The organism is Rhodococcus sp. PAMC28707 (assembly GCF_004795915.1).
Taxonomy (GTDB): domain Bacteria; phylum Actinomycetota; class Actinomycetes; order Mycobacteriales; family Mycobacteriaceae; genus Rhodococcoides.
In genome coordinates this window covers 2,686,471-2,709,226 of sequence record NZ_CP039253.1, presented here as the reverse complement: position 1 = coordinate 2,709,226, position 22,756 = coordinate 2,686,471, and the positions used below count along the sequence as shown (strand labels likewise).

The following is a 22,756-nucleotide window of genomic DNA, read 5'->3' as shown; positions in this document are numbered from 1 at the left end:
ACTCAGCCCTGAACGACAACGGTTCCCATCATGTCCGGGTGCGGGGTGCAGTGATACGTGTACGTTCCCGGCTCGGTGAACTTGTGGGTGAACGTATTCGAGGTCATCAGCGGGCTACGGAACGACTTGTCATCGGCGACGACGTCGTGCGTGATGCCACCGTCGTCGAACACCCAGGTCACCGTGTCGCCGACGCCGACGGTGATGCTCGAAGGCGAGTAGGTGCGGTCTTTCACCGTCACCTGGTTCGCCACCGACGCCGGAGCTTGTTCGGGTTCAGGGGACGAACAGCCGATCAGAGATGCGAAGACGAATGCCGATGCGATACACCCTGAGATGGCCCTCGAAGTTTTCACTACACCGAGGCTACCGGCAGGTGGGTGGTCCTGAGCTCGGGTAACATCATCGCGGAAGTTCACCCCTGCGAGAGGCACCACCCATGACCGAGCGACGCGGCCGCAGCAGCGCAGCTGCCCTGTTCTCCCTCCTGTTCGTCCTCGTCGCTTCACTGATGGGGTCGGCCACCGCGCAAGCAGCGCCTGCACGCTTCGTGCCTGCAGGGGAGATCAGCCCAACCGTCGGCTTCGATCCGGCAGGGGTTCTCCAATGGCGGCTCGATCAGGTGTTCATCAACCAACCGATCTTCGTCCGGGTCGATCCCGCACTCCCCGGCTTGACCGACTTCTCCCTCAACAACTGGTGCAACTGCGCCATCAACTGGTTCAACAACACCACCCAGGTAGGTGGCGTCGCATTCCCCGGACCGCTGGACACCGGGCCGATCCGCACCGGATCTGGTGATGTCTCCGCGTGGACCGACATCCCGGGCGGCTGGACGATCGTCCGCGGCAACGGTCACTGGTGGGTTCCTTAGATTCTCGGAGCTATCGGAACACCGGCTCGCGGAGATAGCCGCCGTCCTCGACCCCCGGAGGAATCGCGAGGACCGCAGACCCGATAGTGGTTGTCCACTCGTCGAGCGCATCACGGGCGTCCACCGTCAGCCGCGGCTGAGAGCTTCCCCCATCGTGCGATTCAAGGTACCCAGCGCGCGGACCGCGCTACGCACGGATCCAGAGGTGGTCTTGGACTCGAGCATGACGTCGTGGGCGGAAGTCTCGGTGAGTTTCTCCGGCGGCTCGACGTGTTCACCCGCGAGGGCTCGTTTGACGTCGCCGATCGTAGATTTCGTGACTTCCGCGGCCTCCCGAATCGCCAACGTCGTTGCCTCGGACGGTCTCGATTCCGGTTCGGCGCGTGCTGCGCCGACTCCGGCTCTGGCGAGTGCATGTCCGGATCGGTTGCTGACCGCCATGATCCGCAGCAACCGCTTGGTGCCCCTGCGAGTGCGGGTGGTCGGGCCCAGCTCCAGCGGTTTTCCTGCCGTCATGAGCTCTTTCAACGCGTTGTCGAGCTTGCGTACGTCGGCGACGAGGTTCGTCGCACTTCCGGGTTCGACGACGGAATCGATACTCGAGTCGATGATCGTCGACATCCGGTCGAGGTAATTCTCGACCTTCGTCACCAGCGTCGATCGTGTTCCGGTGGAGAAGACGAAATACGCCGACGCGATGCCGACCAGCCCTCCCGCGGCGGTTTCGTAGATTCGTAGTTCGAGCACCTCGAGACTGAAGGTTCCGAGAAGGCCGTACAACATCGCAAGCATCACTGTGATGAAGAACGAGAGCAGCGCGTAGGCAACGGTGACGAGGTAGAACGCACAGAACACGCATACGACCAGTAGTACGAGTTGGAGTGGTCGATCAGGTCCGACAAGGGCGGACAACACCACTCCAGCAAGAACTCCGGCGATGGTTCCGACGACTCGATGGCTGGCACGGGAGAGGATCTCACCGCGCGTCGATGCTCCGGTGAACACCAGGAACGCTGTCAGGACTGCCCAGTACCAGCGATCGGGCGAGATGAGCTCGCCGAGAATCGTTGCAGCACTGGTGGCTACAGCAACCTGAATGGCGGCCTTCGTGCTGGGATTCAGACCAGCGGATTCATCGCCGTCGGTAACGGGGTCGGCGACATCCTCCTTTTTCTCCACTGGGGATTTTGGATCCTCGAGCAACGCATTGCTGGTGATGTTTTGGATTGCAATGTGGGCCTGCACAGCTCGCATAGCAACCGCCGTAGCGATTCCTGCCTTGGTCGACGGGTCCGCCTTGTCGGCCGCCGCCGTAGCGAGACGTCGCGCCGCACGCAGTTGATTTTCCGATGGGTTGTTCTGCAGGCTCGAACCGAGGGCGGTCGTAGCCTCACCGAGCGGTTCCGGCCATGGCTCGTTCGAATCGAGCGCCCAGAGTGCACTCACCAACTGTTCGGTGGCGATCTGCGCATCGAAGATTCGTAGTGAGAGGTCGTCGCTGGTGACGCTGAAAAGTTGGGCCGCGTCGTTGTGGTCGAGCCAGTCGTCGATCATCAGGGCGGTGCGGCCGAGCCGGTCCAGCTTCTTGCGCAATGTCACGAGATCACGCTCGCTCCGGTTCGACGCGACCTCGAGCACATCTATCGACGCAGCCCGAAGTGCGCGCACAAGCCTTCGCAGTTCGACCCCTGGCCGCTCTGGGAGGATCACCGTCCGAACGAGCAGCGATATCGCGACACCGCACGCGATCGATACCAAGAAAATTGGAATCTGGCTTGGCTGCGCACGCAGGAAAAGGGCAAAAAAATAGCAGATGAAGGCCACCATGCCCAGGGCAGTTCCTCGTGGGCCGTACCGCCTGACCCAAACGGCGGCGAAAAGCACGATGATGAATCCGACATCGGCAACCGGGCCGAACTGCGACAGGATCGCCGAGAGCGAGACTGCAGCGGCGGCCGGGAAGAACAGCAGCAGGGTGGTGACGACGCGGCTGCGCTGGTCCTTGTCCTTCACCGCCGCAGCCGACTGCATCGCAACGACGGAGCCCAACAGCGCGACCGTGATCGGTTGACCGACCAGATTCGACGCCGGTAGAAGAAATGCAATGGCGAGAACCAAGGTCAGCGTCGTTGCCGTTGCACTGCGCAGCCGAAGCCTGCCGGGGTCGGAGACGGCAAGAAAACGCGACGTCTCGTGCAAGAAACGAACTGCCATCCACCGATTATGCGGCCCCGCCTACATTGGCCGCACAATCGGTGGACAGTGTGGTCGTATCGCTCGAGCTCTAGTAGCGGGCGGCTCGTTCGAGTCCACGCCGACGATCCGCCGGCGTTCGTCGAGGGCAGCTGGTGCATTTGTCGGCTCCCGCGGTCTCGTACAAAAGGCAGCACGAGCAGCGCTGGGTGAACCGGCGGCCCCCCACGTCGACAAATCTCGGCGACGGCAGCGTTTCCTGCATATTCGCGATCAACGACATAGCGAAGCGACTGCCGACGGTTCTGTCGCCGAGCGCGGCCCCCACGTCGAGGCTGCGGTTGGCGATCGAGTCCGTGGCAATTGCCCACAATGCCCGTCGACGTGCGCCCGAGGCCTCGGCGAGTACGTCGATAATGCCCGCGAACGTTGCGTCCAGTGCGGGTGCCAGTTGCTCGGTCGAGATGGTCCGCTCGGTTCTCACCCCACCCAGGTAGCCGTTGGGCCGCAGGAAGCAGTGTGCGGTATCGAGGCTTGGATCTGCGGCCTCATCGGTCACCATCGCGGTGGCGACAGCAACGAAGGCGAGCGTCGAGCTCGCCGAATACCACCACAGGGTGCCGTTGACCCGATCGTCGACGCAGTTCCACCGCACTCCGGTGTCGACGACGCGAGCCCGTATCCAGTCGGCGTCGAGCATCAACGACGCGGGAAGATCGAACGGCCCTTCGAGGTATTCACCGAACCCTGGTATTCGCGCCGCGGCACGCGCATAGACGCTCATGCCAGCCCGTGTACGTCGATGACGGGCCTCGGATGGGTACGGACCGTCGCGCGAATGCCGAACACCTCCGCCAGCAACGTGTCGGTCAGAACCTCGGGAGTCGGGCCCGAAGCGACGACGGATCCGCCGTCGAGAACCGCCAGCGAGGAGCAGTACTCGACGGCCAGACGCAGATCGTGCACAGTGATGACGATAGCGAGCCCGTCGGCAGCCAGGTCGGCAATGGCGCTCATGACTATGAGTTGGTGGCGCAGATCGAGATGGTTGGTCGGCTCGTCGAGCAGCAGAATTCGTGGCTGTTGAGCCAGTGCGCGGGCAATGGAAACGCGTTGCCGCTCACCGCCGGACAATGCCCCGACGTCACGGTCGGCCAGACCGAACAACTCCAACCGGCGCAGGCAGGATGTCACTACCTCGTCGTCGGATGCGGTCGGGGGCGAGAACCAACCGCGGTGCGGCACCCTCCCGAGCGCGACCGATTCTCGGACCGTCAGTCCGACGGACGCCTCGGGTTCCTGCGATGCGACGCCGACGGTCCGCGCGAGTTCCGCGCGCTTCATCGACCGTGCGTCGATATGGTCGACGAGGACGGACCCGGACGCCGGTGTCAACGCCCGGTAGCAGCAGCGCAGCGCCGTGGTCTTACCTGATCCGTTGGGTCCGACGAGTCCCAGAATTTCCCCGGGACGGACACTGAAATTAATGCCGTGCAACACTTCTCGCGATCCGAGCCGGGCAGTGACCTCGTGTATCGACAGAGTCATCGCTGGGCCCTTCCGTACTGACGAGAGAGCATGAACACGAAGATCGGTGCGCCGACCAGTGCGGTGACCACTCCGACCGGCACCTCGGTGCTGCTGGAAACCGATCGTGCAAGTGTGTCTGCCCCTACCAACGCGATCGCCCCGAGCATGGCCGCCACAGGAAGCAGTCTGATGGCCCTGGTACCGACGATGTATCCCGCGAGATGAGGTACGAGCAAACCCACGAAACCGATTCCGCCACCGACGGATACGGCAGCACCGGCAAGCATCGAGACGGCCAGGAGCTGAAGTACACGGAATCGCTGCACATTCAATCCCAGAGCGGCGGCGCCGTCGTCACCTGTTTTGAGCAGGTCCATACGCGGCGCACTGAGCAACAGCACTGTGCCGACCACCAGGAGCGCGATCGTGGGGAAAGTCAACGTCGACCAACGCGCGTCGCCGAATCCTCCTGCAAGCCAATGCAAAACACCACTCAGGGTGTGTTCGTCGGCGAATACCAGAAGAGTGAACGTGATCAACGCCGAGAACACGGCGCCCAAGGCGACGCCGACGAGGACGATTGCCGTCGACTGTGGGTACCTGCCACCGATCAACAATGCCAGGAACAACGGGATCATCGCCCCGATGAATGCCGCTGCCGGGATGGTGAAAACTCCCAGTGCACCTGCCCCGATTCCCAGCGTCATCACCAACACGACGCCGAAGCCCGCTCCCGAGGACACTCCCAGCAGATACGGATCGGCAAGCGGGTTACGTGTGACGGCCTGTGCGACACCGCCCGCGATAGCAAGCGAGGCACCGACGACCGCTGCAGTCAACGACCGCGGAAGTCTGGAGTCGAGGACGATCACTGCGCGGGCCTCGGTCCACCAGGATTCGAACGTTCCCGGCATCACCTTGTGCATCACGATCGCCCAGACGTCACCGACGGGAATCCGTACCGACCCGAACGATGCTGCCGCTGCGATTGCAGCCAGAAGACCGACGATCAGCAGTGCAAGAATTACGCCGAGCGGAAAGCGTGAGCGTCGAGTCGACGTGGATTCGGAAGGCGCAGTGCGGGTTTCGACGGCGGTGGCCATCAGTCCTGGAACCGGTCCGGGTGCAGTGCGCGTGCGATGGTGTCCACGCTCGTCACCAGTCGCGGGCTCTCGAAGAAGTCGTCGAGCGGTACGACGATGAAGTTGTCGCGTTGGACGGCAGGCGTCGTCGCCATGATCGGTTGACTTTTCAGGAAGTCGATCTTGCCCTGCGCGGAGGTATCGCCGTAGTCGAGGACGACGATCGCCTGTGGTGCGCGTTCGCCGATGATCTCCCACGTCGTGTCCAGGTAGGGCCGCTCGCCTTCGGGGAAGATGTTTTCCGCCCCGGCGTAGTCAGCGATGACCTGCCCGACGCCGACGCCCCCGATGGTCGAGGGAACGTCTTCACCGGAGTCGTAGAAGAACGTCGGGGTCGGAGCCACGCCGGTCAATTTCTCGCTTACTGCATCAAGCCCCGACACGACGCCGTCGGTGACGTCTTTCGCTGCGTCCTCGGTTCCCAGGATTTCACCGAGTTGGGTGTAGTCCTTCTCGAGCATCCCGATGTCGGGGAATCCCGATCCGCAATACTCGGAGAACAGGAACGTCGCGACGCCGACGTCGGTGAACGATTCCCGGGAGCGGCCCTTCTTGTCGTTGAAGGCACTTCGCATGCCGCCCACGACGAGGTCCGGGTCGAGATCGAGGATCTGTTCTTTCGTCGGGTATTCGTCGGCGAGGCCGGTGATTCGTTCGAATGCAGCTGCCGTCTCCGCAGTCGGGGTGGCGTTCTGATAGCCCATCCCGACGATCCGATCCGCGGCACCCATCTCGATGAGCACCTCGGTGACGTGGTCGTTCATGGAAATGATGCGTTGCGGAGGGGCATCGAACTGCTGGGCGAGGCCGCAATTGGAAATGGTGACCGGCTCGTCGAACGCCGCCGCGGCCGAGGTGGCGTCTATCGAGTCGCCACGCGAACAGCCCGCGAAGAGCAACGCGGCTGCAGAACCGACCGCGACAATTCGGACGATGGAGGGAGTAGATGGTGACATATGAACCTCACTTGGAGCTCAGAGCCACGAAATTGAGAGTCGACGCGCAGCAAAATCAACCACGCGCAGGACTGCCGATTCGTAGACCACGACGAATAGGTGTCGCACACACAGCCGCTGGGTAATCGGACTTGCCATCTCCACGAGAGGAGACAGCCCACCGTTGCGGGTCAGCGCCGGATTTCGACCGGCTTCCCCCTACGACTGGCTTGCTAAGTGCTTCGTCCAGCAGTATGCACGAGAGGCTTCGGCAGCGGTCGAGCGCGCCTACCGAGGCCCACACATTCCGTCAGCTGATACGTCGTGACCGAACCGCGGGTGCCGAAGAATGCGGCAGCAATCTGCTGATGTCCTCCGGCAGCAAAATTTCGACGGTCGCCGACGCGTCGAACCGGTAGGGCTGGGTCATGACCACACCGGACAGCTGCTTGCGTAGACGCGACATTTCCGCCCTGACGGTGATCGCCCTTCCGCCGTCTCCGAAGAGATCCGCCGCCATCTGTGCCGCGGTCCGCCCCTCCCGATGGACTGCCAGCAGGTAGAGAATCTCTGCGTGACGCGGCGTCGGCTCGTGTGTCCATTCCCCGACCTCGCTACGGATCTGTACCCGCGTGTGCTGCGGATGGCGTAGATCGATACGGACCGTGGTGGCACCGGCGGTCTCGGAGATGGATGCCCTCTCCGCCACCCCGGTCGGCCGGACGAGCCATCCACCGGGCAAGGGCTCGACGTCACACACACCGAGCGTCGGCATCCAGAATCTCCCCGTGGCCAGATCCTCGGGCAACAGAACTCGAGTGCGCAACGCGACGGACGAGGTGGCCGCTACCCACCCGTTGGCGTCGACCGCCAATGCGGGGGAATGTAACCGAGCGAGCATGGGGGCCGCGACCGAGCGCAGCAGATCCAAATTCTGCCGATGATGCTCGCGCAGTTGGGATTCAGCAAGACGGGCAATGGCATCCACAAGCGCGAGCGTGGTCGGATGCACGCTACTCGCAGGCCCACTGACATCGACCGCGCCGATCACCTGACCGGTCCGCGGGTCCTTGATCGGCGCACCCGCACACGTCCATGGATGATGGCTTCGCACATAGTGTTCGGCGGAAAAAATCTGTACTGCTCGGCGCGAAACCAACGCAGTTCCGATCGCATTGGTACCCACCGAGTCCTCGGCCCAGCTGGCACCCTCGACGAACCCGAGTCCGTCGGCGCGATCGAGCACTGCCGTAGATCCACTGCGCCACAACACCCGCCCGTGACGGTCGGCCACAACGAGAATGTTGTTTCCGTCCTGAACGACCGATTCCAGCCCTCGAGCCAGATCGTCGAGTACGTCGATCAGACCCGAATCACGACGGCTCAGCTCGAGATCGGAGATGTCTACAAGTGAGGGTGAGATGGATTTTTGTTCGGGATCGATACCGAGAGTCTGCAACCGCCGCCACGAATCACCGATCACCTCGCGCGGCCGGGCGGGACCCTTGCCGCCTGCCATCGTCGCGTCGTAGACGGCCGTCAGTATCCGCGCGTAGCGGCGTGGATCCTCACCTGCCGCCAGCGCAGGCTCGGGACCTGTCGACTGAGTCATTGCCGACAATTGTGCGCCAGCTCACATAGAAGTGCAGAGGTGGGGTCAGTTCGCTCGCGTCGAGGGCGCCTTGCGGGCACTGCGGGGCGCTCCGCGTTTGGGGAACAGAGTGCGCGAAACCTCACGAGCGGCGTCCACGACCAAAGGTGCCACTCGCTCGAGTTGTGCGTTCCGCGTCTCTCCACACAGCGCGATACCACCGGCCGGGCCTTCGTAACCACGAATCGCAGACCCCACGCATGAGATCCCACGGACCGCCTCTTCGAGACCGAACGCCAGCCCCTGGCGCTGACGAATGCGGTTCAACTCCAGATGGAGGACCGCCCGCTCGGTGATGGTCTTGTCGGTGAAGCGAGGAAGGGTCGCGCCGAACAAGGTGTCTACATGCTCGGGATCCAGCCACGCCAACATCGCCTTCCCACCGGCCGTCGCGTGCGACGCGGCCCGGCCACCGACGCGGGACGGCAGCGCGGCAGCGAACCGTCCACCGACCTTGTCGAGGCAGACGCTTTTGGATCCGTCGAGAACAGATAGATGAACGACCATCCCGGTCTGCATGTGCAGCTCGTGCAGAATCGGCGCAGCAACCTCACGAATCTCACTGTGTCCGCCGTCGCCGCGGCCGAGCCCGAGCGCACGTGCACCGAGGCCATACCCGACCGAAGCGTGATCCACCCAGTCGAGCCTTACGAGTTGATCGAGAATGCGGTGAACGGTGGACCTCGGGAGCTGGGTGCAGACCGAAATCTCTTCGAGGGTCAGCCGGGCTGCTTTACCCCCGAACGCGTCGAGGATCAGTGTCATGCGTTCGACCATCGACGGCGGCAGGTCCGTCTTGGACTGCGCGGCGATTGCCCGGCCGGCGAACATTGTGTCGTTCGAGTCAACGATGGTCATGACACTCCCCCAGATAAGTTTCGAGTCGACTCAGCAGCTTTGGGTGTCTCGGTCGGGATGTACGAGTGTACCCAGAGGGAAATGGAAAATTCGGCTTGGGAAGATTCACCGGCGAACGAAAGGTGAGGTTCGGGGCACCACCTTCGGTCTGCAAACCGACTCGACCCGTCGACATGAATCACTGAGTGATACTTGGTATCTCATACCTGCCAAAGAGTAAGAGAGATTCAGATCACCGTCAAGCGGGTCCGCGTCGCCAGTGCGGACCCGCCGTGACGTCACTGCTGACTTGCAGCGAGCACGGTGAGTTCGAACCCCTTGTATCCCTCCGCAGCAACCTCCGCGATCTTCTTGCCGTAGTTGCCGAAACCACCCGCATACATCATGAAGACGCGCGGCTTGCCCTCGATATTTGCACCCATGTACCAGGAGTTGGCCTGAGGGAACAACGTTTTCGCGGCGACGGCGGCACACTCGGACATCCAGTCCGCAGCAGCTTGCTCGCCTGCCTCGATGATCGCGTAATCGTTACTATCGACGTACGCGATCGCGTCGGCGATCCAGTTCACGTGCTGCTCGGAGCCCAGCACCATGTTTGCCAGCACACCGGGGCTGCCGGGGCCGGTGATCAGGAACAGGTTGGGGAAGCCGGCCGCGGCGATGCCATGCAGTGTCTGCGGTCCTGCCGTCCATTTCTCACGCAGCAGTACCCCGTCGCGTCCACGGATGTCGATGCGGTCCAGTGAACCGGTGATCGCGTCGAAGCCCGTGGCGAACACGATCATGTCCAGGTCGTAGTGCGCGCCGGCAGTCGCGATGCCCGTCTCGTCGATGGCGGTGATCGGGGCCTCGCGGAGGTTCACCAACGTGACGTTGTCGCGGTTGTACGTCGCGAAGTAGCCGGAGTCGGTGACGATTCGCTTGGACCCGATCGGGTGGTCCGTAGGGATCAGTACGTCGGCGACAGCCTGATCTTCGATGACGGCGCGAATCTTGCGCTCGGCGAAGCCTCGGGCCAGGTTGTTGGCCTCGATGTCGCTCATCTGGTCCGCGAAAGTCTTGGCGAACAACACCCCGCCGAGCTCCCAATACTGCTCGAACTCCGCTTCCCGCTCATCCGCCGGGACCTCGAGCGCACTCTTCGGATTCGAGACGAAGGGGGAACCACCACCGCTGGCCCAACTCTTGCGTCGGCGCTCGGCGTAGGTCGCCTTCTGCTCACGGCGAGTCTCTTCGTCCAGCGGACGGTTGCTCGCGGGCACGGAGAAGTTCGGGGTGCGCTGGAAGACGTGCAGCGTCGCTGCCTGCTCGGCGATCAACGGGATGGACTGGATGCCCGAGGATCCGGTGCCGATGACACCGACCCGCTTTCCGGCGAAATCGACACCGGTGCGCGGCCAGTCGCCGGTATGCAGGATCTCGCCGCCGAAGCTGTCGCGGCCCGGGATGTTCGGCAGGTTCGTCGTGGACAGCGCGCCGGTGGCCAACACACAGAATCTCGCCGTCACCTTCTCACCCTTGTCGGTGACGATGTTCCACCGTGCGGCCTGTTCGTCGAACGTCGCGGACACCACTCGGGTGTCGAACTCGAAGCCGCTACGCAGGTCGAATCGGTCCGCGACGTGTTCGAGGTATGCCAGGATTTCTGGCTGCGTGGCATAGCGCTCGGACCAGTCCCACTCCTGCTGCAGTTCATCGTCGAAGGAATACGAGTAGTCGACGCTTTCCACATCGCAGCGAGCACCCGGGTAGCGGTTGAAGTACCACGTGCCACCGACGTCGGAAGCTGCTTCGAAGCCCTGGACGTCGAGTCCCTGCCCGCGGAACTTGTGCATCGCGTACAGGCCGGCCAGGCCGGCTCCGACAACCACCACGTCCACATTGGTTCGCGTCATGATCGATTCCTTCTTTCTGAAGAGTGTGTTGGTTCGACAGGCACGCCGGTCACCGGGCTCTCACGCGTAGGCCATGTCGAGAGGCATCGTGATCCCGGTGATGGAGCGGGCCTCGTCGGAGGCCAGGAACAGGCTCACGTCGGCGATGTCCTGGCTCGCCCTTCCGTCCGTGCTCATGGGCGGGTTCACGATGTTGATTCGGATACTGTGCGGCGCGAGCTCTTTCGCCAGCGATCGCATCAGTCCGACCAGCCCGTGCTCGGCCGCGGCGACGTGGCCCATGCCGTTCAGGCCCCGCACGCCTGCCGTGGAGCTGACCAGGACGAGCGAACCACCGCGCCCGCCCTCGATCAGGTGTGGAACAGCGGCCTTGCAGGTCTTCCACATCCCCGTGAGGTTCACATCCAGCATCGTCTGCCAGACCTGAGCCGAGAGCTCCATCGTCTTGCCGGTGGAACTGATGCCGGCGCCGGCGCAGACGATGTCGAGCCGACCGAGTGCGCCGACGCCGCGGGCCAACGCCGCATCGAGCGCGCCCTGCTCGCGGACATCGGCCTCGATGGCGACGATCCGTCGCCCGAGCAGTTCGACCTGTCGGACAGTCTCCGCCAGGTCCTCGCTGCTTGCGGCAGGGGTCGTCGAGTGCACTACCGCGGTGCAACAGTCCACCACGATCAGGTCGGCACCCTCCTGAGCGAATCGCACCGCCTGCGCGCGTCCGATCCCCCGGGCTCCGCTGGTGATCAATGCCGTCTTGCCCGCCAATCGCCCACTCATGACATCGCTTTCTGGGTAAGTCCGGCGTCGACCACCAGTTGCGTACCGGTGATGTACCGCGCCTCGTCCGAGGCCAAGAACACCACCGCGTTGCTCACATCCACCGACTCCACCCACGGCACCGGCAACAGGTGCCGCGCGGCGAGCACATCGACGACGTCCTCGACTGTTGGATCCGCAAGGTCCGGGCGAAGCCGGGCGAACGTGGCCGGGTTGAGTGTCATCGCCGTGTCCACCGCGCCTGGGTGGACGGTATTGACGCGAATCGACTGCGGGCCGAGCTCGTTGGCCAGCGTCCTGGCCAGTCCGACCACCGCATGTTTGGCTGCGCTGTAGTGCGAGGCGCCGGGGGCCGCGCTGATGCCGGCCGTCGAGCTGATGATGATCACCGAACCGCCGGCGACCTCCAACGCCGCCACGCCCGCCAGCACGGTGTGCCAGACCCCGGTGAGGTTGACGGCCATCGACCGCTCCCACAGAGTCTCGTCGATCGTCCACGACGGGCCGACGTTCTCGGTCACTCCGGCATTGGCGACCACCGTATCCAACCTGCCGAGCTCGGCCACCCCGAGTGCGACTGCATCCTTCGTCGCGGCCAGATCTCGCACGTCCGCAACACCGGTGACGGTTCGACGGCCCTCGGCCCGAACGAGCGCCGCTGTCTCGGCAAGGCCTGCCTCGACGAGATCGAGCGCGATGATGTCCGCGCCCTCCTGGGCCAACCGCACCGCGTGCATACGGCCCATTCCTCCGCCTGCGCCGGTGATCAACGCGACCTTGCCTGCCATCCGTGACATCTGTGACTCCTCTCGTCAGTCTCGGTTGGCGACAGGGCGGTAACGCAGGAGCGTGATGTCGCGGTCGGGATAGTCGCAGAACACCGGCTCGACGCGCATGCCGATTTCCAGGTCTGCCGGGTCGACCTCCACCATTTCCGTGCTCAGCCGCGGGCCCACGTCCCACTGAACGACGGCCAGGATCTGTGGGAGCGAGTCCGCCCATGGCGGCGCAGTCGGGCGATCGGCCACGGTGTAGGTGTAAAGCGTGCCCAGCCCGGTGATCTCGCGCCATTCGAGATCGTCGGCCAGGGTCCGCGGTGCCAGCACCCGCGGATAGAACACGTACTCGTCCGAGGACGGCGAGTACTGGATCTCGATCCGGTGCTCGCGGAGGCTGTCCCAGAATGGCTTGGTGACCGGGGTGGGCTCGGGAAACGGCTTTTCTGCGGTGCTCATACTCATTCTCCTTGCAGGATCAAAGCGACCTGCTCGCTCATGATTCCGCCGTTGCCGGTGACGAACGCGGTGTTGCAGTCCTCGACCTGTGCCTCGCCTGCTCGTCCCATCAGTTGCCGGACGCCGTCGACCACGTGGTGCATGCCGCCTGCCATGCCTGCCTGCCCGAAGGAGAGCTGGCCGCCTGCGGTGTTCAGCGGGAAGTCGCCGCGGAAGGTCAGGTCGCGCTGCTTGACCCACTCCATGCCGGTGCCCTTCTCGCAGAACCCTGCATCTTCCAGACTCATCAGCACGGTGATCGTGTAGCAGTCGTAGATCGACGCCACGTCGATGTCGGAGCGCTCGACGCCCGCCATCGCGAAGGCTCTGTCCGCAGCCGCCTTGATGGGCGTGCGGACCATATCCTCGGCGTAAGTGGGAGTCTTGAACGAGATCCGCTCGCCGAAGCCCTTGACCCACACGGGACGGTTCTTCGACTTGCGCGCCACGTCGGCGTTGCCGACGATCACACCCGCGCCGCCCTGCACCCGCATGACGACCTCGAGCATCCGGATGGGATCCGCGATCATCGGGCTCGCAAGCACGTCGTCGAGAGTGATCGGCTTACCGTGGAACACCGCACCGGGGGTGGCACACGCGTTCGTCCGCTGGTCGACGGCTATCTTCGCGGTCGCCTCCGGGTCGTAGCCGAACTCGGCGGCGTAGCGCCGAGCGATCTGCGCGTACGGCGCGTTCTGCCCGAGGTTGCCATAGGGGATCTCGAACTCCGCCTGAGGTGAGCCGAAGTTGTTGCTCGACGCGCCGAAGTAACCGGGATCCTTGGCCGGGCGTTGCTGCGAGCGCGGCAACATGTACGAGCCCGGGACCACCACGAGCACGGATTCACACAGGCCCAACTCCACGGCCGCAGCCGCACGCCACACCATGCCTGCTGCAGTGGCGCCGCCGAGGTCCACCCGCTCGCCGAAGTTCAACGGCATTCCCAGGTATTCCGACAGCGTGGCCGGGACGAACATGTCCGACTCCGCCAGGCCGTGCGCGACGATGCCGTCGACCTGTGAGGCGTCGATGCCCGCGTCGTCGATCGCCATCTTCGACAGCGTCGCCCACTGCTCGATGGTGAACTGCTCCGGTCGAGTCTGTTTCCGCTGAGAGGGCAGCTCGCAGAAGCCGAGGATGGCTGCTTCGCCGCGTAGTCCGCTCATCACGCAGCCTCGGTCCGGCGTGGCAGGGTGACCGTGGCGGTGCCCGGCATCAGCAGCTCGCCGTCGCGCTCACCGCGAATCTCCAAGTCCACCAACGCGCGTCCGTCTTCCTCGCGCTTGGCCGTCACCGTTCCCACGAAGTCCAGTTCCTGGCCGGCGAAGGCCACGGCACGGTTCTGGGCCGAGTACGTCACCAAGGTGCCGGCGCCGCCGATCCAATCGGTGACGGCACGAGCCAGTAGTGCGGCCTGTAGTGGCCCCTGTACCAATGGCCCCGAGTAACCCTCGACATCCACTGCCCAGGACTTGTCGTAATGGATCCGGTGCGCGTTGTACGTCGCAGCACTGAACAAGAACATCTGGATCTCGTCGACGCTCGTGCGCAGGGTGGTGATCTGATCCCCTACCGTGACGTCTTCGAAGTGCAGCTGGCCTGCCATCGCGTTCTCCCTCAACTCTTTTCCTTCTCTCATGGCCGCGCGATCATCGACGTCGTTGCTTCGGCGACCAGTTCGCGTCGTTGATTGGTGTACGCGGTCTTCCACGTCACCAGCACGAAACGCCCTGAGCGGCCTCGCTTCTCCACGATCGACTCCACTGTGCGGACCGAGGTAATGACATCGCCGTCGTAGGAGGGGCGCAGGAACGTGGTGCTCTCGCCGCCCGCCATCCGCTTGGGGCACTTAGGAAACGTCAGATTGCCGGATGCGGCACCGGAGGAGCCGTCGACGCGCAGGGTGTCGATCGGGGTGACGCCGAGGATCGCGTACTGCACGTAGAGCGGTGGACAGATGACGTCGGCGTAGCCGTGTTCGCGTGCGTAGTCCGCGTCGAAGTACAGCGGGTTGTCCTCGCGGACCGATACAGCCCAACGCTGCCAATCGCGCTGAACGACAGCACCTGTCGCGGTCGCGACGACCGTTCCGATCCGGGCCGCGACCTCGTCCGGGATCAACGACTCTGCTATTTCTGGCATCGGTTGCCCGCCTGACTGTGTTGTGTTCGAATGCATCTGTCTGTCAAGCAATCTGGTGGTCGGTGATCAAGCCACGAGCCACCTGATCCGCGTACTGCTCGGCGGAGTAGCCGAGCAACTCCTTGTAGAGGTACTCGTTGTCCTCCCCGAAACCTGGAACCGCCCGGCCGAATGCCAGGTCGAAACCCTCTGCTCGCCAAGGGTGCCCGGGGTAGCGGTGCGTGCCCACCGACGGGTGGCTGCGCTCCTGGAACCAGCCGCGTGCAGCCAAGTGCGGATCCTCGAGCAGCCGAGTTTCGCTCATGACCTCGCCCGCCGGCACGCCGACGGCCTGCAGTTCCTGCACGGCCTGCTCCGCCGTCCGCTTGCGGCACCAACCCGCCAGCACCGCACGGATTGCGGCGGAGTTTTCCGCGCGCAACGCGGCGGTCTCGCCCATCCCGGCCAGTCCTTCGGGGTCGACGAGTGCTGCCATCGAGGCCCAATCCCGGTCGTCGCGAACAGATACCGCGAGCCAGCGGTCCTCATCGGCGGAGAGGAACACGTCCTGAAGCATATGCAGGTCGGTGTTGCCGAGCACCTGTGGGTTCCGATCATTCATCTGGTAATCCAGGACGAATTCGCCGATCTCCGCCATCACGGCCTCCGCCTGCGGGAACTCGACGAGGCCGCCGAGCCCGGTGCGTTCGCGATCCCACAGCGCTGCCATCACCGCGAACGCGACGCCCGCGGGGGCCGCCTCGTCCATGTGGTAATTCTCGCCTGCCGAATCAGGCTCTTCGCCCTCGTATCCGTCCATTGCTGCGATGCCGACGAGTGAGTTGAAGTTCGGCCCGTAACCGAGGTAGTCGCTCATGGGTCCGCTCATTCCCATCGGCGGCATCCGCACCACGATCAGGCGTGGGTTGATCTCCAGCAGCGCCTCGTGGCCCAGGCCCAGCTTCTCGAGCGTGCCGTTGGAGTTGTTCTCCACCAGCACATCACTGATCTCGAGCAGCGCGATTGCGGCGGCATACCCCTCAGGGGTTTCCAGGTTCGCGCACGCGGCCAGTTTGTTCCGTGAATGCCAATTGAAGAGCGCGGTGCGCTCGTACGGCCGTTCGCCCGGGTCCTTGTCCGGGTACGTGCCGCCGTGGTAACCGGTGGAGGCGATCAGTTCCTTGGTCGTCTTCGCCGAGACCTGCCTGCTGGCGCGGTTGTTGCCCTCGAGCCGGATCACCTCGGCGCCGAGATCGCCCAACAGTGCCGTCGAACCCGGACCGGACCACACGACCGTCAGATCGACTACGCGGATACCTTCGAGTGGATAGCTCATGCCAGGCTCGCCTTCTGCTCGTTCTGCTCCCGGATCTGCGCGCCGTGCTGGTCCAGCAGCGGCGCTGCAGTGCGCACGGCGTGGCCGTTGCGCATGCGCCACGGGGCTCCCGTATAGGTCAGGGTTCCCGCGACGGGATGCTCCACCTCGGTGAACGCCCCGCGGCCGCGGAAGTGCTCGTGTGCCAGCAACTCCGAGACCTCCATGAAGGCGGTGACCGGGATACGAGCCGCCTCACAGCGCTCCATCAGGTCCATCTTGGTGTTCGCCAGGCACCAGGCCTCGATGTACGCCATGAAGTCCTCGCGGTCCTGGCCGCTCACGGTCGGCATGTTGTGGAAACGCTCGTGGAACTCCGGGTCCTCGGCGCCGGCGAGATCGATCAGCCGGTTCCAGAACACCTGGTTGGTCACGTAGATCATCACGAAGCCGTCGTTGGTGCGGAACGGCCCGGTGAAGGTCGCGCCGTGCCGGTGCGGGCTACGGACACCTCGCGGCGCCACCATTCCCGAGTAGGCCGCCGAGAGCAGGTACGACGCGCGGCGGTCTGCCCCAGCAAGCAATACTTCCTGCCCGGACACATCGATCACCGAACCCGAACCTGTACGCCGGGCATGGAAGATGCCGGCCATCGTGGCCTCGCCCGCCGAGCGCCCGATCGTGTAGTGCTCGAGCAGACCCGGCTTACGCAGCGGAGCGCGGTCGGCCGCGCCCGTCGCGTTCATCGGGCCGCCGGCTGCCTGCAGAGTGATGCCGGTGGCCTCGCGGTCCCGGTTGGGCCCGGTCTGGCCGAAGGCACTGATACGGGTGATCACCAGCCGTGGGTTCCGCGCGCGCAGCACGTCGGGACCGATACCGAGACTCTCGAGATGTCCTGGACGGAACGACTCGACCACCGCGTCGGCGGTCTCGATCAAGGTGAGCAGGACCTCCACATCGGCGGGGTCGTGCAGATCGAGTGCCACGGACTGTTTGTTGGTGTTCAGGTGCAGGAACAGCGCGCTGGCCTCGAGATCCGGCAGGTCACCGGGGAAGGGACCCCAGCGACGAGTCAGGCTGCCTTCGCCGGGCCGTTCGATCTTGATGACCTCCGCGCCGAAGTCCGCGAACAATTTCGTCGCGTACTCACCCGCCACCCACCGAGACAGGTCGATGACACGGAGTCCTGAAAGTGCTTGCTGCTCAATGGACAAGGCCAATCTCCTCCTCTAGCCAGCGTGCAGCCACATCTGCCGTACCGCCGCGGATCTCCGATACTTTGGCCCGCTCGGACCACAGATGCAGGTCCGTCTCTCGGACGTAACCCATTCCGCCGTGAACCTGGTGCGCGTTGAGCGTTGCCCACTTGTAGGCCTCGCTGGCGTGCATCTTCGCAATCGCAACCTTGCGACCGGCATGTTCTCCGCGGGCGAGCCACCAGACTGCCGAATCTGCGGACAGTCGCGAAGCCTCGAGTGCGATGTGAATGTCGGCCACGATGTGCTGGACGGCTTGGAACATGCCGATCGGCTTACCGAACTGCTCGCGGGTGCGCACGTAATCCACGGTCCGCTCCAGTACAGCAGCTCCGCCACCGGCCATGTCCACGCACTGCAAAGCGGTGACAACGTCTGCCACCCAACGCACCTCGGCGAGCGCCAGCCCGCCGCCGTCGAGAACTCGCTCGTCCGGCACGAAGAGCCCGTCGAGCTCGACGCGATACTGATGCTCACCTGCGATAGTCGGCTGCCACGTGCTCGTCCACCCTTGCCCGCCGGGCTCGGCGAGCAAGCCGAGCACTCGGTTCGGCTCCGCGAACACGGTCGCGGTGGCCGTCACGAGCAGGAGTTCGGCCAGCTCCGCGTTCTCTACGAACGGCAGGAGTCCGCTCAGCGTCCAGCCTCCGTCAGCGCGCGTCGCCGTCAGGGTGGGACTCACCTTGTGCGCGTCGGCGGCGTCCCAGAGGGCAACCCCGGCCCGCAGTTCGCCCGCTGCGAGACGCGGAAGGTACTGCTCGCGCATCTCCTGACCTGCCAGTCGGTCCAGCGCGATGCCGAACGCCAGCGTGCTGTAGACGATGGACGGGCACAGTGCCCGCCCGGCCTCGGAGTAGAAGATGCCGAGCTCGTTGAGCGTGGCACCTGCCCCGCCGAGCTCTTCTTCGAGCGCCAAACCGAACACGCCCATCTCCGTCAGTGCGCGCCAGAGCGAGTCCGGGAACACCGTCCCGGCCGATTCGGAACCGGCAGCTTTCCACTCACGCACCAGCTCGGGCGTGCACTCCTTGACGAACAGCGAACGGAGAACCGCTCGCAATTCCGACTGCTCCTCCGTGGGAACGAGTCTCATGACTTTCTCCTCTTGATCTCGTCTACGCAGCTCATGGTCATCGTCCGCCGCGCGGCAAGCCGTGCCCACGCTGGGCGATGACGTCTCTGAGCACTTCGTTGGCGCCTGCACCGAACCGCAGCAGCGGTGCGGCGCGGTAGAGCCGTTCGAACTTTCCGTCGAGCGGGGCGCCCTCGGTACCGATCGCGAGAACACCCGCCATGCCGAGTACCTGGGTACCGACGTCGGCGATGCGCTGGCGCAGCTCACTCGAGTAGATCTTCTCGGCGCTGACCAGTACCGACGGAATGATGCCGTCCTCGAGCAGTGACGATGCTTCGAAGCCCATCAGACGAGCAGCCTCCACCTCGGCGTCGAGCTGTGCGATCTTGCGACGTAGCGCCGGGTCGTCGATCGGGCGAAGGCCGTCTGCGCGCTCGTCCTTGGCCAGGCCGATGAGCTCGTCCACCGAGCGACGCAGGTCGCCGACGTTGGTCAGCGCGCCGCGCTCGAGGTCCAGTGCGCCGATGATGTAGCGCCAGCCCTGGTTGACCTCACCGATCAGGTTGGTCACCGGCACCCGGACGTTGTCGAAGAACGTCTCGTTGGTGCGGTAGTCCGACCACGCCATGATCGGACGGATGGTGATGCCGGGTGCGTCGATGGGCACGATGATCACCGAGATGCCCTTGTGCTTGGGCACGTCCTTGTCGGTGCGCACGCACAGCCACTCGTGGGTGACGCGCTGCGCCATACTGTTCCAGATCTTGGATCCATTGATCACCCACTCGTCGCCGTCGAGCACCGCGGTAGTCCGCAGGCTTGCAAGGTCGGTACCAGCGTCGGGCTCGGAATAGCCGACCGCACAGGTCATCTCACCGCGCGCGATCGGTGGCAAGAACTCCTCCCGGTTGCGAGCGGTGCCATTTCGCATGATCATCGGTGCTACCGAGGTGACGGTGAGGTCAGGCCCGGGGACGCCCCAGTACTCGAACTCACTGACCAGAAGATGCTGATAGACCGCACCCAGCCCCAGTCCACCGAACTCCTTGGGCCAGTTCAGCCCGAACCAGCCTTTGTCGCCGATCTTCTTACGGAACGCGGTGACCTCGCCACCGAGGAACTCGATGTCGTGCTCTGCCATTTCGGCGCGCAATGCGGGGGTGACATTCTCGCCGAGGAACGCGCGTACCTCCTCGAGCCAGCGCTTCTGGTCTGCGTCCAACTGGAAATCCATGCCTCACAGCTTTCGATAGGGTGAAAGATCAAGAAGTTCATACAAACTGGCTGACGCTACGAATTCGCTGACGTTACGAATTCACTGACGTTTCGGACGATGGCGTCCCAGCAGCGGTTGGCAGTGCCATCGGTTATGGCCGCACTGTGCGGTGTGATCACCACGCCCGGAGCGCTCCAGAGCGGATGCCCGGACGGCAGTGGTTCCGGGTCGGTGACGTCGAGGATGGCGTGGATCCGTTGTTCCTCGAGCGCGGCGAGCAGGGCGTCGGTATCGACGAGCGGTCCTCGGCCTGCGTTGACCAGCACACTGCCGGAGCGCATTGCAGCCAGGAAAGACCCGTCGACCAAGTGGTGTGTGTCCGCGGTGAGTGGGAGCGCCAGGACGACGACATCCTGCTCGGGCAGCATCGCCCGCGCTTCGACGAGATCGACGACGCCCTCTCGTGCGGTGCGAGCCGCCAACGTCACCTCGGCGCCGAAGGGCACAGTTCTACGTTGGACGTTCAGCCCGATGTCACCGGCTCCGAGTACGAGTACTCGTTTGCCTGCGAGCGTGCCGGTGGGGTGCCGTTCCCACAACTGCGCACTCTGCTTCGCGCGGTAACTCACCAAGTCCCGGTAATGGTTGAGCAGTTGTGCCACAACCCATTCCGCGACCGGACCGCCATGCGCCCGATCCGCTCCGGAAATCACCACGCCCGCCGGGACGATACCGGTCCACGCATCTCGCCCGGCGCTGAACAGCTGAACCATCCGTAGGTTCGGTAGCTCGGTGTGTATCTGCGCAGCGAACTCCGGGGAAACCCCGCGGCTCACCAGGACCTTGGCCTGGTCGGCTCCGGCCGGGCGCGGGCTCGACAGGTCCCAGAGAATCGGTTCGATTCCGGGCAGTTCATCGAAGGCTTCGATCCCCCGCTGATCCGGCACCAGTACTACGACTGCGCTGGGGGGCGCAGGTGTCACTCCGACACCGAGGCAATCTTTTCGAGCAGCTCGGGCTCGGTGCGCAACGCCGCCCGAACTGCTGCCTCCCAGAAGCCGTGGTAGCCGTTTCCGTCGCTACGAGCCTGGTTGTTGACCCACCAGTCGGGCAGCGAGGACTTCGCTGGTCCACCCGCGACGCGTGTCAGCCAGGCATTCTTGCAGCGAATCTCGAGGCTCACCGCGCGCAGGTAGATCGCGCGGGCGGTGCTACCGAGGACGAACACGCCGTGGCCACCGAGTAGTGCGACATCCGCATCGCCGACGCCCTGGATTGCAGCCGCGGCTGCGGTCATGTTGTCCACTCCGCCGTCGTACTCGTCGACGAGGACGAGCTCGCCTCCGCCCAGGCTCGAGCTCTGGTCGTGCATCGGCGGGATCTCTTTGAGATCGGCCCAGACGGTCCCGTACTCCGAGTGATTGTGCAGCGCGAACGTTACATCGGGGCGCGCCTTGTGCAGGGCGAGGTGCAGCGGGATTCCCAGCGGTACCGGCCAGTTGCCCTCGAGCAGATTTCCGTCGAGGTCGATGCGCAGTACATCCTCGGGACCGAATTCTTCCCAGGTCAGCAGCCATGGGTTGCAGAGCAGAGTGCCGTCGCCGACCGCGTAGGTGATGTGTCCCGCGAGGTGGTCGCAGTAGCCTTCGGCCCACAGGGTGCGGGCAAGCATGACGATCTCTTCTGCGGGGGTCAGTTCGGGCATCAGGCGATCTGCGGTCGGGATGAATCCCATCGATGGCTCCTTTTCGATTCAAGTCGAATGTCCATCGACCCGGCCATGGCCGACCCCGGCGGGCCGTTCACGACCCGACAGCTCGAATGGTCGACACTATGACTGGCAACACTGTGGTATCGTAAAGTGATACCGTGTATCACTTTCAATTGAAGGATAGGTGGGATTCAAATCACAGTCAAGACGATCCGCAGTCTGACTCGCGGCCTCGAGATTCTCGAGGCGATCGCTGCCCACCAGCCGATCGGCCTCACTGCGCTGTGTACGGCCACGGGCGAGGACAAAAGCGCACTTCAGCGGACACTTGCCACGCTGCACGAGGCCGGCTGGATCCAACCCGCGCCCGGTTCCTCACCCCAGTGGGAACTCGGAGCCAAAGCGATCGTCGTCTCCGGACGGGCGCGTCAATCGTCATCACTACAGGGCCGAGCACGCCAACTGCTCGGCCCACTGCGAGATGCGACCGGCGAGACAGTCCATCTCGCTCTGCTGACCAACACCAACCTCGTCGTGGCCGACGTCGCAGAGGGCATGCAGGTGGTTCGGACCGCGATACCGATCGGAGCGTTTCACCCATTCGAAATGAGCGCCGCCGGCCGAGCCATCTTCGCCCACTCGAGTCCGGCACAGCGCCTGGAGCGAACGCACGCACCCGAGAAGATGCTGACAGCTGCAGAATACGAGCAGATTCGCCAACGGGGTTGGGCCTCTAGCGCAGGTGCCGTTCTCGAGGGGTCGAACAGCATCGGTGCAGCGATACTAGATGCCGCGGGAACGCCGATGGGTGCGATAGTGATCAGCGGCCCAGCATCCCGTCTCACGCCGGACCGATGCGAGGAGTTGGGCGTGGCACTGACCGAGACGATTCACGCACTGTCCCACCACCACTGAACTCGCGCTCACGGAATT

At 64.2% G+C, this 22,756-nt stretch carries 23 protein-coding genes, 1 pseudogene and 1 riboswitch; of the genes and pseudogenes, 3 read left to right on the top strand and 21 right to left on the bottom strand.

Features of this window, described 5'->3' with window-relative positions; genetic code table 11:
• Nucleotides 1–2 precede the first annotated feature (2 nt).
• Nucleotides 3–356, bottom strand: coding sequence for a plastocyanin/azurin family copper-binding protein (locus E5720_RS12255; protein ID WP_247595940.1), 354 nt, complete (start codon nt 354–356; stop codon nt 3–5).
• A gap of 83 nt (nt 357–439) precedes the next feature.
• Between E5720_RS12255 and E5720_RS12250 the strand changes: the two genes are divergently transcribed.
• Nucleotides 440–874, top strand: a complete 435-nt coding sequence (locus tag E5720_RS12250; protein WP_136170881.1) for a hypothetical protein — start codon at nt 440–442, stop codon at nt 872–874.
• A gap of 126 nt (nt 875–1,000) precedes the next feature.
• Here E5720_RS12250 and E5720_RS12245 read toward each other — a convergent pair whose 3' ends face one another.
• From E5720_RS12245 to E5720_RS12150, 20 genes are all read right to left on the bottom strand, one after another.
• Nucleotides 1,001–3,088 (bottom strand): FUSC family protein, encoded by a 2,088-nt coding sequence (locus E5720_RS12245; RefSeq protein WP_136170880.1) that lies wholly within the window; start codon nt 3,086–3,088, stop codon nt 1,001–1,003.
• 70 nt (nt 3,089–3,158) lie between these two features.
• Nucleotides 3,159–3,851: a (2Fe-2S)-binding protein gene (locus tag E5720_RS12240; RefSeq protein WP_136170879.1), complete on the bottom strand. Its 693-nt coding sequence runs from the start codon at nt 3,849–3,851 to the stop codon at nt 3,159–3,161.
• Complete coding sequence (locus tag E5720_RS12235; RefSeq protein ID WP_136170878.1) at nt 3,848–4,615, bottom strand: ABC transporter ATP-binding protein; 768 nt, start codon at nt 4,613–4,615, stop codon at nt 3,848–3,850. Before E5720_RS12235 ends, E5720_RS12240 begins: the two co-directional genes overlap by 4 nt.
• Complete coding sequence (locus tag E5720_RS12230) at nt 4,612–5,700, bottom strand: iron ABC transporter permease (protein WP_136170877.1); 1,089 nt, start codon at nt 5,698–5,700, stop codon at nt 4,612–4,614. Before E5720_RS12230 ends, E5720_RS12235 begins: the two co-directional genes overlap by 4 nt.
• Entirely contained in the window at nt 5,700–6,695 is a 996-nt protein-coding gene (locus E5720_RS12225) for an ABC transporter substrate-binding protein (RefSeq protein ID WP_136170876.1), read from the bottom strand. The genes E5720_RS12230 and E5720_RS12225 overlap by 1 nt, the downstream gene beginning before the upstream one ends.
• 98 nt (nt 6,696–6,793) lie before the next feature.
• Nucleotides 6,794–6,943: riboswitch (cobalamin riboswitch) on the bottom strand.
• Nucleotides 6,944–6,984: 41 nt separating this feature from the next.
• Nucleotides 6,985–8,286: a GAF domain-containing protein gene (locus E5720_RS12220; RefSeq protein WP_136170875.1), complete on the bottom strand. Its 1,302-nt coding sequence runs from the start codon at nt 8,284–8,286 to the stop codon at nt 6,985–6,987.
• Nucleotides 8,287–8,331: 45 nt separating this feature from the next.
• Nucleotides 8,332–9,183, bottom strand: a complete 852-nt coding sequence (locus E5720_RS12215; RefSeq protein WP_136170874.1) for an IclR family transcriptional regulator — start codon at nt 9,181–9,183, stop codon at nt 8,332–8,334.
• A gap of 278 nt (nt 9,184–9,461) precedes the next feature.
• Entirely contained in the window at nt 9,462–11,078 is a 1,617-nt protein-coding gene (locus E5720_RS12210) for an NAD(P)/FAD-dependent oxidoreductase (RefSeq protein ID WP_136170873.1), read from the bottom strand.
• A 60-nt stretch (nt 11,079–11,138) separates the two neighbouring features.
• Nucleotides 11,139–11,855: an SDR family NAD(P)-dependent oxidoreductase gene (locus E5720_RS12205; protein WP_136170872.1), complete on the bottom strand. Its 717-nt coding sequence runs from the start codon at nt 11,853–11,855 to the stop codon at nt 11,139–11,141.
• Nucleotides 11,852–12,652 (bottom strand): mycofactocin-coupled SDR family oxidoreductase, encoded by an 801-nt coding sequence (locus tag E5720_RS12200; protein WP_136170871.1) that lies wholly within the window; start codon nt 12,650–12,652, stop codon nt 11,852–11,854. Before E5720_RS12200 ends, E5720_RS12205 begins: the two co-directional genes overlap by 4 nt.
• 15 nt (nt 12,653–12,667) lie before the next feature.
• The gene (locus E5720_RS12195) at nt 12,668–13,090 is read right to left on the bottom strand and encodes an OB-fold domain-containing protein (RefSeq protein ID WP_136170870.1); all 423 of its coding nucleotides are present in this window, start codon (nt 13,088–13,090) and stop codon (nt 12,668–12,670) included.
• 2 nt (nt 13,091–13,092) lie between these two features.
• Nucleotides 13,093–14,295: a thiolase family protein gene (locus E5720_RS12190; protein WP_136170869.1), complete on the bottom strand. Its 1,203-nt coding sequence runs from the start codon at nt 14,293–14,295 to the stop codon at nt 13,093–13,095.
• Nucleotides 14,295–14,735, bottom strand: coding sequence for a MaoC/PaaZ C-terminal domain-containing protein (locus tag E5720_RS12185; protein WP_136170868.1), 441 nt, complete (start codon nt 14,733–14,735; stop codon nt 14,295–14,297). Before E5720_RS12185 ends, E5720_RS12190 begins: the two co-directional genes overlap by 1 nt.
• Nucleotides 14,736–14,764: 29 nt before the next feature.
• A complete protein-coding gene (locus E5720_RS12180; RefSeq protein ID WP_136170867.1) occupies nt 14,765–15,271 on the bottom strand; it encodes a MaoC family dehydratase N-terminal domain-containing protein in 507 nt (168 codons plus the stop codon).
• 43 nt (nt 15,272–15,314) lie between these two features.
• Complete coding sequence (locus tag E5720_RS12175) at nt 15,315–16,586, bottom strand: CoA transferase (RefSeq protein WP_136170866.1); 1,272 nt, start codon at nt 16,584–16,586, stop codon at nt 15,315–15,317.
• A complete protein-coding gene (locus tag E5720_RS12170) occupies nt 16,583–17,779 on the bottom strand; it encodes a CoA transferase (RefSeq protein ID WP_168708342.1) in 1,197 nt (398 codons plus the stop codon). Before E5720_RS12170 ends, E5720_RS12175 begins: the two co-directional genes overlap by 4 nt.
• Complete coding sequence (locus E5720_RS12165; RefSeq protein ID WP_136170864.1) at nt 17,769–18,914, bottom strand: acyl-CoA dehydrogenase family protein; 1,146 nt, start codon at nt 18,912–18,914, stop codon at nt 17,769–17,771. The genes E5720_RS12170 and E5720_RS12165 overlap by 11 nt, the downstream gene beginning before the upstream one ends.
• A gap of 37 nt (nt 18,915–18,951) precedes the next feature.
• Nucleotides 18,952–20,130, bottom strand: a complete 1,179-nt coding sequence (locus E5720_RS12160) for an acyl-CoA dehydrogenase family protein (protein ID WP_136170863.1) — start codon at nt 20,128–20,130, stop codon at nt 18,952–18,954.
• A gap of 56 nt (nt 20,131–20,186) precedes the next feature.
• The gene (locus E5720_RS12155; protein WP_136170862.1) at nt 20,187–21,095 is read right to left on the bottom strand and encodes an NAD(P)-dependent oxidoreductase; all 909 of its coding nucleotides are present in this window, start codon (nt 21,093–21,095) and stop codon (nt 20,187–20,189) included.
• Entirely contained in the window at nt 21,092–21,847 is a 756-nt protein-coding gene (locus E5720_RS12150; protein WP_136170861.1) for a class II aldolase/adducin family protein, read from the bottom strand. The genes E5720_RS12155 and E5720_RS12150 overlap by 4 nt, the downstream gene beginning before the upstream one ends.
• A gap of 156 nt (nt 21,848–22,003) precedes the next feature.
• On the opposite strand from E5720_RS12150, the pseudogene E5720_RS22350 reads away from it, so the two are divergent.
• Together E5720_RS22350 and E5720_RS22015 are read left to right on the top strand one after the other, a co-directional pair.
• Nucleotides 22,004–22,123 (top strand): annotated as a pseudogene (locus E5720_RS22350) (helix-turn-helix domain-containing protein); the annotation flags it as partial.
• A 234-nt stretch (nt 22,124–22,357) separates the two neighbouring features.
• Entirely contained in the window at nt 22,358–22,738 is a 381-nt protein-coding gene (locus tag E5720_RS22015; RefSeq protein WP_247595939.1) for an IclR family transcriptional regulator C-terminal domain-containing protein, read from the top strand.
• Nucleotides 22,739–22,756 lie beyond the last annotated feature (18 nt).